Annotated in this window: 10 protein-coding genes; 9 read left to right on the forward strand and 1 reads right to left on the reverse strand. The window is 71.8% G+C overall.

The window, feature by feature from the left end:
- The first annotated feature begins 62 nt into the window (after window positions 1-62).
- From Vlu01_RS22535 to Vlu01_RS22555, 5 genes are all read left to right on the forward strand, one after another.
- Window positions 63-1,235 (forward strand): ABC transporter ATP-binding protein, encoded by a 1,173-nt coding sequence (locus Vlu01_RS22535; RefSeq protein ID WP_204002882.1) that lies wholly within the window; start codon window positions 63-65, stop codon window positions 1,233-1,235.
- Window positions 1,232-3,049 carry an ABC transporter permease subunit gene (locus Vlu01_RS22540; RefSeq protein ID WP_204002885.1) on the forward strand — a complete coding sequence of 606 codons (1,818 nt, stop codon included), beginning with the start codon at window positions 1,232-1,234 and terminating at the stop codon, window positions 3,047-3,049. The genes Vlu01_RS22535 and Vlu01_RS22540 overlap by 4 nt, the downstream gene beginning before the upstream one ends.
- A complete protein-coding gene (locus Vlu01_RS22545) occupies window positions 3,046-4,452 on the forward strand; it encodes an aldehyde dehydrogenase family protein (protein WP_204002887.1) in 1,407 nt (468 codons plus the stop codon). The genes Vlu01_RS22540 and Vlu01_RS22545 overlap by 4 nt, the downstream gene beginning before the upstream one ends.
- Before the next feature lie 92 nt (window positions 4,453-4,544).
- Window positions 4,545-5,744 (forward strand): ABC transporter substrate-binding protein, encoded by a 1,200-nt coding sequence (locus Vlu01_RS22550; RefSeq protein WP_204002889.1) that lies wholly within the window; start codon window positions 4,545-4,547, stop codon window positions 5,742-5,744.
- A gap of 219 nt (window positions 5,745-5,963) precedes the next feature.
- Window positions 5,964-7,277, forward strand: coding sequence for an aminotransferase family protein (locus Vlu01_RS22555; RefSeq protein ID WP_239096057.1), 1,314 nt, complete (start codon window positions 5,964-5,966; stop codon window positions 7,275-7,277).
- A gap of 71 nt (window positions 7,278-7,348) precedes the next feature.
- Here Vlu01_RS22555 and Vlu01_RS22560 read toward each other — a convergent pair whose 3' ends face one another.
- Window positions 7,349-8,416, reverse strand: coding sequence for a LacI family DNA-binding transcriptional regulator (locus Vlu01_RS22560; protein WP_204002893.1), 1,068 nt, complete (start codon window positions 8,414-8,416; stop codon window positions 7,349-7,351).
- A 178-nt stretch (window positions 8,417-8,594) separates the two neighbouring features.
- Here Vlu01_RS22560 and Vlu01_RS22565 point away from each other — a divergent pair, with 178 nt between their 5' ends.
- From Vlu01_RS22565 to Vlu01_RS22580, 4 genes are read left to right on the forward strand one after another with little or no spacing between them, the layout of a single operon-like run.
- A complete protein-coding gene (locus Vlu01_RS22565) occupies window positions 8,595-10,193 on the forward strand; it encodes a thiamine pyrophosphate-dependent enzyme (protein ID WP_204002896.1) in 1,599 nt (532 codons plus the stop codon).
- Window positions 10,190-11,698 (forward strand): aldehyde dehydrogenase family protein, encoded by a 1,509-nt coding sequence (locus Vlu01_RS22570; RefSeq protein WP_204002899.1) that lies wholly within the window; start codon window positions 10,190-10,192, stop codon window positions 11,696-11,698. The genes Vlu01_RS22565 and Vlu01_RS22570 overlap by 4 nt, the downstream gene beginning before the upstream one ends.
- Entirely contained in the window at window positions 11,691-12,842 is a 1,152-nt protein-coding gene (locus Vlu01_RS22575) for an aminotransferase class V-fold PLP-dependent enzyme (protein ID WP_204002902.1), read from the forward strand. The genes Vlu01_RS22570 and Vlu01_RS22575 overlap by 8 nt, the downstream gene beginning before the upstream one ends.
- The gene (locus Vlu01_RS22580; RefSeq protein WP_155221989.1) at window positions 12,818-13,585 is read left to right on the forward strand and encodes an SDR family NAD(P)-dependent oxidoreductase; all 768 of its coding nucleotides are present in this window, start codon (window positions 12,818-12,820) and stop codon (window positions 13,583-13,585) included. Before Vlu01_RS22575 ends, Vlu01_RS22580 begins: the two co-directional genes overlap by 25 nt.
- Window positions 13,586-13,607: the final 22 nt, after the last annotated feature.

The following is a 13,607-nucleotide window of genomic DNA, read 5'->3' on the forward strand; positions in this document are numbered from 1 at the left end:
TGCTGGTAGTTCACATGCTACGAATACGTATGCACACTCGTCGCCAGCACGGAGGAGCAGCAGTGTCGAGCCGGGCCCAGCGTGGTGGTGCTGCCACCGCACCCGAAACGAACGGATCACCGGCCGCACTGCGTACGCCTGCGGAGGCGGGCGGCTCGGACAGCCGGCAGCTGCGGTTCACCGGGGTGACGAAGCGCTACCAGGACTTCGAGGCGGTGCGCGGGTTCGACCTCGACGTACGCGGCGGCGAGTTCCTCACCCTGCTGGGCCCCTCCGGCAGCGGGAAAACGACCGTTTTGTCGATGGTCGCCGGCTTCCAGTCGCCGACGGTGGGGAGCATCCACCTGGGTGGGCAGCGCCTCGACCGGCTACCGCCGGAGCGGCGCGACATCGGCATGGTGTTCCAGAGCTACGCGCTCTTCCCGCACATGACGGTGCAGCGCAATGTCGCGTTCCCGCTGCGCATGCGCGGCATCCGCGGCGCGGAGTTGGCCCGCCGGGTATCCCACGCCATCGACCTGGTGCAGCTGGGCGCGCACTCGCACAAGTACCCCACTCAGCTCAGCGGCGGCCAGCAGCAGCGTGCGGCGCTGGCCCGCGCGATCGTGTTCGAGCCGCCGGTGCTGCTGATGGACGAACCGCTCGGTGCGCTGGACCGCAGGTTGCGCGAGGCGGTGCAGTTCGAGCTGGTCAACCTGCACCGTCAGATCGCGTCGACGATCATCTACGTCACCCATGACCAGGACGAGGCGCTTACCATGAGTGACCGCATCGTGATCATGAATGAGGGGCGGATCGAGCAGGTCGGCACCCCGCGCGAGATCTACGCGAGCCCGGCGAACGCCTTCGTCGCCACCTTCATGGGTGAGTCCGTCGAGTTCCGGGGCCGCGTCGAGCGGATCGCCGACGGCATCTGCACGTTGCGGACCGCCGACGGCGTCCACGTCAAGGGCCGCAACGGCCCGGGCCTGGCCGTGGGTGACGAGGCGGTCGTGGTGGTACGGCCCGAACGGATCACCCTGGCGCCGGCCGCGGACGGCACGGAGGCGGCCGGTGTGTCCGGGCGGATCGCCGAGGTGCTGTACATGGGGCAACGGAGCCGCAACACGGTGCAGATCGACGGCGGCTCGGTGCTGCACCTGATCCGGGAGAACACCGTCGGGGTGGCCAGCTACGCGGCCGGCGACGACATCGTCCTGCGGTGGGCCGCCGACGAAGCGGTGGTGTTGCGGTGACCAGCGTCCCCGTCCGAGCCCCGGACCCCCAGGCCGGCGCCACCCCGGCACCGCAGGAGAAGCCGGCGTCCTCGTCGCCGCCACCCGCCCGCCGATCGCCGATCGACCGGCTGGCCTGGCTGCTCGTGCCGGTGCTGGCCTTCTACGCCTTGACGCTCGCCTACCCGGTCGTCAGGTTGGCCACCCAGAGCGTTCCCGACGGCGACCCGTTGCGTCACTACCGCACCCTGCTCACCGAGCCGCTCTACCTGGAAGCGCTCGGCCGCACCTTCATCTATGCCTCGGTGGCGATGCTCGGCGCGCTCATCATCGGCTATCCGCTGGCCTACCTGATGTCGCACGGACCTCGGCTGGCCCGGGCCGTGGTCACCACCCTCATCGTCATCCCGTTCTTCGTCGCGCTGCTGGTGCGGACCTTCGGGTGGATGACCATTTTCGCCCGCAACGGGCCCATCAACAAGCTGCTGCTGGGCCTCGGCGTGGTCGACGAGCCGGTGCAGCTGATGTACACCCAGCAGGCGGTGCTGCTCGGCATGATCGCCGTTCTGCTGCCGTACATGGTGCTGCCGCTCTACACCGTCATGCGCCGGATCGATCCGCGTCTGACGCAGGCGGCGAACGGGCTCGGTGCCGGTGGTCCGGCCGCCTTCGCCTTCGTCTTCCTGCCGCTGAGCATCCCCGGTGTGCTCGCCGGCTGCGTGCTGGTGTTCATGCTCGGTCTGGGCTTCTTCATCACTCCGGACCTGCTCGGCGGCTCCGGTGAACAGGTCTACCCGGTCCTGCTCAACCGGACCCTTACCACCGCCGTCGGCGAACCCGCGTTCGCCTCCGCCATGTCGATGGTGCTGCTGGTGGCCTCCTTCATCGTGTTGCTGGCCGTGTCGCGGGTGGTGCCCCTCAGTGCGATCTGGCGCCCGGAGAGCGCCGCCGTGTCCCGCCGCTCCGGCCGTGCCCTGGACGCGGGCTGGCGCCGCGTGAACCTGCTGATGCGCATCAGCCGGCTACCGTCGATCGTCTACCGCGCCCCCGGCCACGTGCTGGCCGGCGTCGGGTTGGCGCTGTGTCTGATACCGATGCTCGCCGCCGTGCTGATGTCCTTCCAACGCTCGACCTTCGCCGAGTTCCCGTCGACCGATCTGACCACCGACTGGTACCGGGATTTCCTGGCCGACCCGAGGTGGGTGGAGGCCTTCCTCACCAGCATCCGGCTGGGTGTCGTGGTGGCGCTCGTGGTCACCATCCTCAGCACTCTCGCGGCGCTGGCGCTGGTTCGGGGGACCTTCCCCGGCAAGGATCTGATCATGGGGGTGATCGCCACCCCGCTGATCATCCCGAGTGTGGCACTCGCCTTCGGGCTCTATCTAGTGCTGTTCAATCTGCGGCTGGACGGGACCTTCGCCGGGCTGGTCATCGGGCACGCCATTCCCGCGGTGCCGCTGGTCACCCTGATCCTCGTGGCCAACCTGCGCGCCTTCGACTACCGCCTGGAGCAGGCCGCCCGCGGTCTCGGCGCGTCCCCGCTGCGGGCCTTCCTCACGGTCACCTTCCCGGTGCTGCGTCCGGGTTTCCTCGTCGCCGCCTTCTTCGGGTTCCTGACCAGCTTCGACGAGCTCGTCTTCACGATCAGTCTCGCCGGCACCGGGCTGCGGACCCTCCCGTTGCGGCTCTGGGAGGACCTGCATGTGCGCTTCTCGCCGATCCTCGCCGTCGTCTCCGTCGCCGAGATGCTCGTGGTGATCACCGTGCTCGGCGTGGTCGCGCTGATGATGCGGCTGCGCCAGCGTCGTACCGGCATGAAGGGATCGATCCTGTGAACCGTGACTACCTGAGCATCGACCCCCGCAGCGGCGAACCGATCGCTGGCACCCCGACCCTGACCCCCGACGAGACCGCCCGCACCATCGACGGGGCCGCCCGCGCTCAGCGGCACTGGCGTGAGCGTTCCACGGCGCAGCGCGTCGAGGCGCTACGTGCCCTCTCCGGCGCCCTCGGCGACGCCCGGGACGAACTGGCGGGTCTGCTCGTACGCGAGATCGGCAAACCGATCGCGCAGTCGGCGGCCGAGGTCGACAAGTGCCGGGCACTCTGCGACGGGTTCGCCGACCAGGCCGAGACCCTGCTCGCCGACCGGCGACCCCTGGCCGGGAACCTGCCGGCGCGCATCCGGCTGCGTCCCATCGGAGTGATCCTCGGCGTCATGCCGTGGAACTTCCCGTACTGGCAGACGCTGCGCTTCGCGGTGCCGAACCTGTTGCTCGGCAACACCTGTCTGATCAAACCCGCGCCGAACGCCGCGCTGTCCACACTCGCCCTCGCCGACGTCGTCGCGCGGGCCGGGCTGCCGGCCGGGACGCTGTCGCCGCTGCTCGTCGCCGAGTCGGCCGTGGCCGACGTGATCGCGCATCCGGCCGTCGTCGGCGTCTCGGTCACCGGCAGCGTGACCGCGGGTGCGGCAGTCGCGGCCGTGGCGGGTGCGGCGGTCAAGAAGGTCGTGCTTGAACTCGGCGGCTCCGACCCGTTCATCGTGCTGGCCGACGCGGACGTCGACGCCGCCGCGTCCGCTGCCGCCCGGTCCCGGCTGGGCAACGGCGGGCAGAGTTGTGTGGCCGCCAAGCGGTTCATCGTCGAGCGGCCGGTGGCCGAGGCGTTCCTCGCCGCGTTGACCGAACAGTTCGCCGCACAGCGGGTCGGCGACCCCGCCGATCCCCGTACCACCGTCGGTCCGCTGGCCCGCGCCGACCTGCGCGACCTGCTGCACAGCCAGGTCCGGGAGTCCGTCCGCGCTGGGGCCCGGGTGCTCGCCGGCGGCGAACCGGTCGCCGGGCCCGGCTTCTACTATCCGCCCACCATCCTCACCGACGTTCCCGTCGACGCACCCGTGTGGCGGGACGAGACCTTCGGGCCGGTGGCGCCGGTGTTGGTCGCCGACAGCGAGCAGGAACTGCTCCGGCTCGCCGACAGCGACGAGTACGGACTGGGGGCGAGCGTGTGGACGGCGTCGCCGGAACGCGCCGACCGTCTCGCCGGCGCGCTCGACGCCGGCATGGTCTTCGTCAACGAGATCGTGCAGAGCGACTGGCGGTTGCCCTTCGGCGGCGTCCGTCGCTCCGGTATCGGCCGTGAACTCGCCGCCGACGGGATCAGCGAGTTCGCCAACATCCAGACTCACTGGCACGGCCGCCCGTCCGGCCTGCCGTCGCCCACACCGCAGCAGTAGTCACGCATCAGAAGTCACGTCGCTACCAGACGAGCCGGGCGGGCCAGTCACCTGGACCAACGCGCCCCAGCGATGAAGTGGAGCCGATCGAGATGACCCAACCTGTCGGACGATACTCACACCCCCGCCGGTCCGGCCGGACCGTACGCCAGCTGGCCGCCGCGGTGGCGGCGGTGACCGTGCTCGCCGCGTGCGGCGGTGGCAACAGCGCGGACGGACCCGCCGCCGGTGACTTCGACGGTCGCCCGTGGAACACCGGCGACCTGAGCGGGAAGATCACCAACGTCGGTTTCGGTGGCACCTTCTCCGACGCCGAGTTCACCCACGTCTGGAAACCGTTCACCGGGATCACCGGCGTCGAGGTGGTCGAGGTGCCGTGGTCGACCGACATCTACAACCGGATCGAGAGCCAGGTCGCCGCCGGTCGGGTCGACATCGACCAGTTCAGTGTGACCGCCGGCAACTACGAGCAGTTCGCGGAGTGCTGTCTGGAGGACATCGACTACTCGCTGTTCCCGAAGTCGGTGCTCGACTCGATGGACGAGAAGTACAAGTTGCCCAAGGCGGTCGGGTACGCCGAGGCGTCGATCGTCCTGGCCTACAACCTCGACGCGTACCCGAATGCCGAGTCGCAGCCCAAGTCGTGGGCCGACTTCTGGGATGTCGAGCGGTTCCCCGGCAAGCGCTCGCTGCAGAACTTCGAGCCGGTCAAGGTGATCGAAGCAGCGCTGCTGGCCGATGGGGTCGCACCGGAGCAGATGTACCCGCTCGACTTCGACCGGGCGTTCCGCAAGCTGGAGCAGATCAAGCCGCACATCGTGAAGTGGTGGGGTTCCGGCACCGAGGCGCAGCAACTGCTCGCCACCGGTGAGGCCACCATGGTCGCCATGTCCAACGCTCGCATCGAGGACCTCATCGACCAGGGCGCCAAGGTCGCGTACACCCTGAACCAGGCCCTGGCCCACGTGGACTTCCTCGCCGTGCCGAAGGGCGCGCCGAACGCAAAGGCGTCGATGGCCAGCATCGCCTTCCGGTTCGAGCCGAGCATCGGCGCCCGGATCGGTGAGGCCTGGCGGCAGCCGATCCCCTCGACCGCCATCTACGACGCGGCCGACAAGAAGCTCGCCGACCGCTGGACGACATCCACCAACGACGTCCCCGAGCTGGGCGGCGTACCCAACGACATCACCTTCCGGATCGATTCCTTCTTCTGGTACAAGCCGTACGCGGGCACCGACCGCAGCAACTACGACGTGGTCAACGAACGGTTCCAGAGCTTCATCGCCGGCTGACCGTCGTCGGGGCGGTCGCAGGATGCGACCGCCCCGACGGACCACCCCCTGCCACCACGCCATCCCACGCCGCACCCCTCATCCCCACCTCCTCCGGTCGCTGCCCGTCGGAGCCGGCGCGCTCGCCCGCGCCTTTCGGCAGGTGCGCCGGTGCCGGTGTGGGCCACTTTGTCTGGAAGCGGGATCAGCGCGGCGTCCGGGTCGACAAGGAGCTTGCCCGTGACCACGACATCGTCCAGCCGGATCTCACCGCCCGCCGCAGCCGACCGGCCGCCGGCCGCTTCCCGGCTGTGGCATCCGTTCTCCAGCCTGGGTGGCACCCGCGCCAGCGAACTGACCCTTGTGGAGGGGAAGGGCGCGCGGGTGCGCGACAAGGACGGAAACTGGTACCTCGATGCCACCGCGGCGCTCTGGTACGCCAACGTCGGCCATGGTCAGGCCCCGATCGCCGACGCCATCGCCGAACAGGCCCGACGTCTCGCGGCCTACTCCACCTTCGGCGACATGTCCAATCCGGCGGCGGCGGCACTTGCCGAGCAACTGGCCGACCTTGCTCCGTCGGCGGACCCGATGGTCTTCTTCACGTCCGGTGGCTCGGACGCGGTCGACACCGCCGTGAAAATGGTCCGGCGCTTCTGGACGCTGCGCGGCGAGATCGACCGGAGCGTCATCATCTCCCGCGGCCTGTCCTACCACGGCATGCACGGGCACGGCACGTCGCTGGCCGGGATCGCCGCGAACAACGCCGGCTACGGCATGGCGCCCGACCCGGAGTTCGTGCGGGTGCCGCACGACGATGCCGGGGCACTGCGGCGCGTCATCGACGAACTGGGCCCGTCGCGGGTGGCGGCCTTCTTCGTGGAACCGATCATCGGCGCCGGTGGCGTGTACCCGCCGCCACCCGGCTATCTGACCGAGGTGGCGCAGATCTGCCGGAGCGCCGGTGTGCTGCTGGTCGCCGACGAGGTCGTCACCGGCTTCGGTCGTACCGGCGACTGGTTCGCCTCGGCCAGCTACGGCATCGAGCCGGACCTGTTGCTCTTCGCCAAGGGTGTCACCTCCGGCTACGTGCCGCTGGGCGGGGTGATCGCCGACCGTGGGGTCTGGGAGGTGTTCGCCGACGCCACGGCGGGGGCCTTCCGCCACGGTTACACCTACTCGGGCCACGCGGTCGCCTGCGCGGCTGCGCTCGCCAACCTGCGGTTGCTGGTCGAGCAGGACCTTCTGGCCCGGGCGGCCGTGCTGGCTGAGGAACTCGCCGTGCGACTGCCGCGCCTGGCCGAGCTGCCCGGGGTGCGTGAGGTCCGCTGCGCGGGACTGCTCGGCGCGATCGCCCTGGACACCGTCCGGGATCCCGCCCTGCCCGAACGGGTGGTACGGCAGGCCCGCGCCGCAGGCGTGCTGACCCGGGTCATCAATGGCGACAGCGTGCAGCTGTCACCGGCCTTCGTGCTCACCGACGAGCAGCTCGGTCAGCTCGTCGACCGGCTCGCCGAGGCGATCACGGCGGCGGATTCGGTGCGGACCGGCTGACCGCCGACCGGACCCGGTGCACCGTGCCGGGTCCGGGCCGATCAGCGCGCACGCGCGGGCGGACGCAGAGCTCAACCGCGTCCGCCCGCGCGTGCGCCGCAGGTGTCGCGGATGACCAACTCGGCCGGGAGCACCTCGTCGACCGCCGGGCCCTGCCGGTCGTCGCCGATGCGCCGCATCAGCAGGTCGAAGGCGCGACGCCCCATCTCGGGCGCCGGTTGGCGCACGGTGGTCAGCCCGATTCCCTTCAACGCCGCCACCGGCACGTCGTCGAAGCCGACCACGGCGATGTCCTGCGGCACCCGGACCCGGCGGTCGTGCAGGGCGTCGATGCAGCCGAGCGCGATGACGTCGTCGGCGCAGACGATGGCCGAGGGCGGCCGGGCGGCGGTGACCAGCCGATGCGCGGTGATCCCTCCGCTGAGGTGGGTGAAGTCGCCGTGTACGACCAGATCGGGGTCGATGTCCAGGCCGGCCTCGATCATCGCCTGTCGGTATCCGTCGAACCGGAGTTGATTGGTCGAGGTGTCCGCCCGACCGCCGGCGAAGGCGATCCGGCGGTGGCCGAGCCGGATCAGATGCTCCGTGGCGATCGCGCCGCCGCGCTGGTTGTCGATGTGGACGCTGTCGAGCGTACCGCCCGGCAGGGTCCGGTTGACCAGTACGACGGGTGTTCCCGCGCGGATCACCCGCTGCAGGTCGTCGGCGCCGCTCTGCAGCGCCGAGGTGAGGATCGCCCCATCGACCTGGTGCTCCACCAGCAGCTTGAGGTAGTCCATCTGCCGGCGCGGGCTCTCCTGGGTGTTGCCGAGCACGACGTTGTAGTCGTGCTCGGCGGCGGTGGCCACGATCGCCTCGATCAGCTGGGGATAGAACGGGTTGGTGATGTTGGAGACCACCAGGCCGATGAGCTGGCTGCGGCCGGTTATCAGGGTGCGGGCCGCGGCGTTGGGCGTGTAACGCAGCTGTTCCATCGCGGCGAGAACCCGGTTGCGGGTGACCGCGGTGATCCGGGGATGGTTGTTCAGCACCCGGGAGACCGTCGACTGCGACACTCCGGCCAGCCTGGCGATGTCGTGGCTGCTCACCTTCCGGCGTTGTCCGGGTGGCGGGGCCGCGACATCGGGTCCACTAGTCATCTTGTCATCCATCGCATCAGTGGTCCGTGCGCTCGTATTGGCCGGTCAGGCCCGCGATGTCGCGGTGGGGGTGGTCTTGACGACGGCCAACGCATCATAGCACCATGCATACGTATTCCGAGCCGCCTGGGCATGGCGGATTCAACCATGACCGTCGACCCCTGCGGCAGGAGTGGTGATGACCTTCCGAACAACCCTCGGCACCGCCGTGGTGCGTGCCCTGGCCGCCGGGGGAGTGGACCGCATCTTCGGCATCCCCGGCTCCCACACCCTCGGTCTCTACCGTGCGCTCGACACCGCCCGTGTCGAGCACGTCACCGCTCGACACGAGCAGGGGGTCGGGTTCATGGCCGACGGCGCAACCCGCGCGAGTGGACGGGTCGCGGCCTGCTCGGTCATCTGCGGTCCCGGGGTGGCCAATGTGGCCACCGCGATCGGGCAGGCGTACTCGGACGCGGTGCCGATGCTCGTGCTCGCCGGTGACCTGTCCCGGGCGGAACGGGGCGGTCGCGGCGGACACGCCCACGAACTGCGTGACCAGGACGCCCTGCTCCGCGCCGTCACCGACCGGGTGACCCGGGCCAGCGAACCCGAGGACGTCCTGCACGCGGTCCACGACGCGTTGACCCCACGCCGGTGGGGACGTCCCGGCCCGGCCGTGGTCCAGGTCCCGCAGGACCTCTGGGACGCCCCCGTCGACCCGCCCGGCCCGGACACGAGCGTCGCCCCGGCGCGCCGGCCGCTGCCGGCCGATCCCGGCGCCGTCGACGAGGCCGTGGCGATGCTCGCCGCCGCCCACCGGCCGGTGATCGTCGCCGGCGGGGGCGCCGCGGGCGCCGCCGAGGACCTGCGCGCCCTCGCCGAACGACTCGACGCCCCGGTGCTGACCACCCTCAACGGCAAGGGCACGATCGACGCCCGGCACCGGCTGCACGCCGGAATCGTCACCCAGCAGTACGGCGTTCCGCACGGTGCCGCGCAGGCCCTGCTCACCGGCGCGGACGTGGTGCTGGCGGTCGCCACCGAGCTCGGCCCGACCGACTTCTGGGCATCCCGTCCACGGCTGACCGGTCGGCTGATCCACGTCGACGTGGACCCGGTGGCCATCGGTCGTCACCTGCCCGCCGACGTCGCGGTCGCCGCGGATGTCGCCACCGTCCTCGCCGAGATGGCCGAACGGCTGCCGACGGCGCACCGATCCGGCACCGAGCGTGCCGCCACCTGCCGCCGGCGGATCCTGGACGAGGCGGCGCCGCTCGCTGCGCCGTACGCCCCGTGGATCGCGGCGCTGCGCCGGAGCATGCCTGACGACGCCTGTCTCGCCGTCGACTCGACCAGCGCCAACTACTACGGGGCGACGCCACTGTTCCCGGTGCACCGCCCCCGTGGCTGGCTCAACCCGTCCGGGCTGGGCACCCTCGGCTACGCCGTGCCGGCGGCCATCGGCGCGGCGGTGGCCACCCCGGGACGGCCCACCGTGGCGCTGGTCGGCGACGGCGGGCTCATGTTCACCCTGACCGAGTTGCTGGTCGCCGCGGAACGGGACATCCCACTGGTCACCGTCGTCTGGCGCAACGGCGGTTTCGGCGAGATCGCCCGGTTGCTGGAGGAGCAGGGTGCCGGACCGGTCGGCTGTCGCCAGCGCGCGCCCGACTATCCGGCGCTGGCCGCCGCTTTCGGTTGTCGGTACGCCGAGCCGCAGACCCCGGCCGAGTTCGCCGCCGTCGTGGCCGGTGGACTCGATGCCAGCGGCCCGACCCTGGTGGTGGTGCCGTGACCGGCCTGCTCGCCCAGGCCACCGGCGCCTGGATCGACGGTGCCTGGCACCGCGGTGATGTCGTCGAGCCCGTCATCGACCCGGCACGCGGTCGGCTGCTGCGCCACCTGGCCGGGCCGGGACCGGCCGGCGTCGACCTCGCCGTGGAGGTCGCCCGCGGGCGGCACACCGGTGGCACCTGGCGTCGCGCGTCCCCCGCCGCCCGCGCCGCCGTACTGACCCGCCTCGCTGATCTGATCGAGGAGCACGGAACGGAACTGGCCCGCATTGAGACCGCGGAGACCGGTTCACCGTTGCGGCTGCGCCACGCGGTTGACGTCGCCGGCAGCGCCGCCGCCCTGCGCTGGTTCGCCAGCACCGCCCGCCACCTCGACGGCGTCGCCACGGCCGAGTACGTCCCCGGGCACACCAGCATGCTGCGCCGCGAACCGCTGGGCGTCGTGGCCGGCCTCGCGCCCTGGAACCATCCGCTGCTGATGGCGGCCTGGAAGGTCGGGCCCGCCCTGGCCGCCGGCAACTCCATCGTGCTCAAACCAGCACCGCAGACCCCGCTGACCGCGCTCGCCCTCGGGCCGCTGGCCGCCCGGGCCGGCCTGCCCGACGGGGTGCTCAACGTGGTGACCGGTGGGACCGAGGTGGGGCAGGCACTGGCGTCCCATCCCGACATCGACCTGGTCTCGGTCACCGGCGGCACGGCCACCGGGCGGCGGGTCCAGGCAGCGGCCGCGCAGCACGTCGCCCGTACCCATCTGGAACTGGGCGGCAACAGCCCGCTCGTGGTCTTCGCCGACGCCGACCTGGACCGCGCGCTGCAGGCCGCGGTCACGCTCGGATTCTTCAACGCCGGACAGGACTGCACCGCCGCCGCCCGGTTCCTGGTGCAGCGCTCGCGCTACGAGCAGTTCGCCGAGATGCTGGCCCGGCGGACCGCCCAGTTGACCGTCGGTGATCCGCTGCGCGAGGTCGACCTCGGGTCGCTCATCGACCGCGCCAACCGGGACCGGGTCGCGGCCCTGGTCGCGGAGGCCGTGGCGGCGGGCCACACGCCGCTGACCGGCGGCGGGGTCGTGCATCCGGACGGGCTGTCCGAGGGCGCGTTCTACGCGCCCACCGTCTTCGCCGGTGTCCCCGACGACGCGCCGATCGTCGCCGAGGAGATCTTCGGGCCGGTGGTCACCGTGCAACCCTTCGACGAGGAGGAGGAGGCGTTGCACCGGGCCAACAACTCACCGTACGGGCTGGCCGCCGCCGTCTACACGCGCGACGTCGGCCGGGCCATGCGTTTCGCTCGTGACCTCGACGCGGGGCAGGTCTGCATCAACTCCTTCGGCGTCGGTGCGGAAGAGATGCCGCACGGCGGGGTGAAGCAGTCCGGTCACGGCAGTGACCTGTCGCGGTACGGCTTCGAGGAGTACACCCGGCTCAAGCACGTCATCGTCCATCTCGGGGAGTCCGAGACGGCGGCGATGCCCGAGCGGCCACGGGAAGGCGGCACGGATGGCTGACCCGAGCGACGGCGGGCTCACCGCCCTGCGCGCCGCGATCCCACTGCTGACCACCAGGGCGTACCTGTTCAGCGGCGGGATAGCGCCGCTCGCCGAACCGGTCCGCGCCGAGCTGACCTCCTGGGTGGACCAGTGGGCGAGCGACCCGCTGGTCCACCGGGGCGACTACTTCGGCGGCTGGGACCGGTTGCGCGACGCGTTCGCCCAGCTGGTGGGGGCGGCACCGGAGGAGGTCGCCATCACCGAGAACACCTCCCGGGCGACGAACCTGGCGCTGCGGCTGCTGGGCCTGCCGGCCGGATCCACGGTGCTGGTGGACGACACCACCTATCCGACGATGGCCTGGGCCGCGCTCCGGCACGGCCTGCGGGTCCGCCAGGTGCACCGGACGCCGGGCCAGCGGGCGGTCGACGCCTTCGCCGCTCACGCGGACCCGACCGTCAGCTGCCTGGCCGTCTCCCACGTGGCGGCGCTCGACGGGTACCGCCACGACCTCGCCGAGCTGGCCGGCCTGGCTGCCGAGCGGGGGATGCGGCTCTTCGTCGACGCCGCCCAGTCCACCGGCGTGGTGCCGGTGGAGATGACCCGGGACGGCGTCGACGCCCTGGTGAGCACCGCGATGAAGTGGCTGCTCGGCCCGCCGGGCGTCGGCTTCCTCGCCGTCCGTGGGCAGGCCGCCACCGGCGGGCCGCTGGACATCGGCTACGTCAGCGCCCGGATCGGGGACTCCTACCAGCTCACCGAGTTGCCCGAGGTGCCCGCCGGTGCGGCGGGCAGCGAGGTGGGACTGGTCGCGTTGCCGCTGCTGTCGGCGGCTGCCGCCGGCATCCGGCTGGTCCGCGCCGCCGGCGTCGAGACGATCGCCGCGCGGGTGGCGCAGCTGGTGCAGCGGGTCGTCGACGGGCTGGCCGCGCGCGGCATCGCGGTCGTCACCCCGGCGGATCCGCAGCGACGCGCCGGCGTGGTCTCCTTCGCCGCCGACAACGCCCCGGATCTGGCGGCCCACCTGCGCGAGTGTGGCGTGGACGTGTGGGGATACCCGTCCGGTCGGGTGCGGGTGGACCCGCACGGGTTCAACGACGACGACGACATCGACCGGTTACTGGAGGGGATCGACGTATGGCACAGGCAGCGCAGCCGGTGACCGTCGCCGGACGGGTCGCGCTGGTCACCGGCGCCGGTAGCGGCCTCGGCCAGGCGATCGCGGTGCGGCTCGGCGCCGCCGGCGTCCGGGTCGCGGTGCACTACGGCAGTTCGGCGCAGGGCGCGGCACAGACCGTGGCGGCGGTACGCGCGGCCGGTGGCGAGGCGATCGCCATCGCCGCCGACCTGACTGACCCGGCTGCCGCGCCACGGCTGGTCGAGGAGGTGACGGCGGCCCTCGGTCGCGTCGAGATCCTGGTCAACAACGCGGCCACCACCCGCTTCATCCCCTTCGAGGACCTGGACAGCGCCGATGACGAGGTCTGGACGGCGCTGCTGCGGGTGAACCTGCTCGCCCCGGTCGCGCTGGCGCGGGCGACGTTTCCGGCGATGGTCGACGCCGGGTGGGGGCGGGTGCTCAACGTGGCGTCGACGTCGGCGTTCGAACCGGCCGGCAGCAGCCTGCCGTACGCCGTGTCGAAGTCGGCGCTGGTCTCCTTCACCCGGGGGCTGGCCGCCGTCGCCCCAGCCGGTGTCGCGGTCAGCGCCGTCGCCCCGGGCTGGATGGACACCCCGTGGACGGCCCGGCACACCGGCCGGACGGACGCTGTCGTGTCGGCCGAGGTCGACGTCGACGAGGTGGCGCGGGCAGCGGTGGAGCTGATCGGGGGCACCGCCGGCAACGGCACCGTGGTGGTGCTCGACGGCGGCGCCCGGTGGCGCCGCCTCCAGCAGGGCGGGTGACGGCGGCTGGCGGTGGGCGCCG

Source organism: Micromonospora lutea (assembly GCF_016863535.1).
Lineage (GTDB): Bacteria > Actinomycetota > Actinomycetes > Mycobacteriales > Micromonosporaceae > Micromonospora > Micromonospora lutea.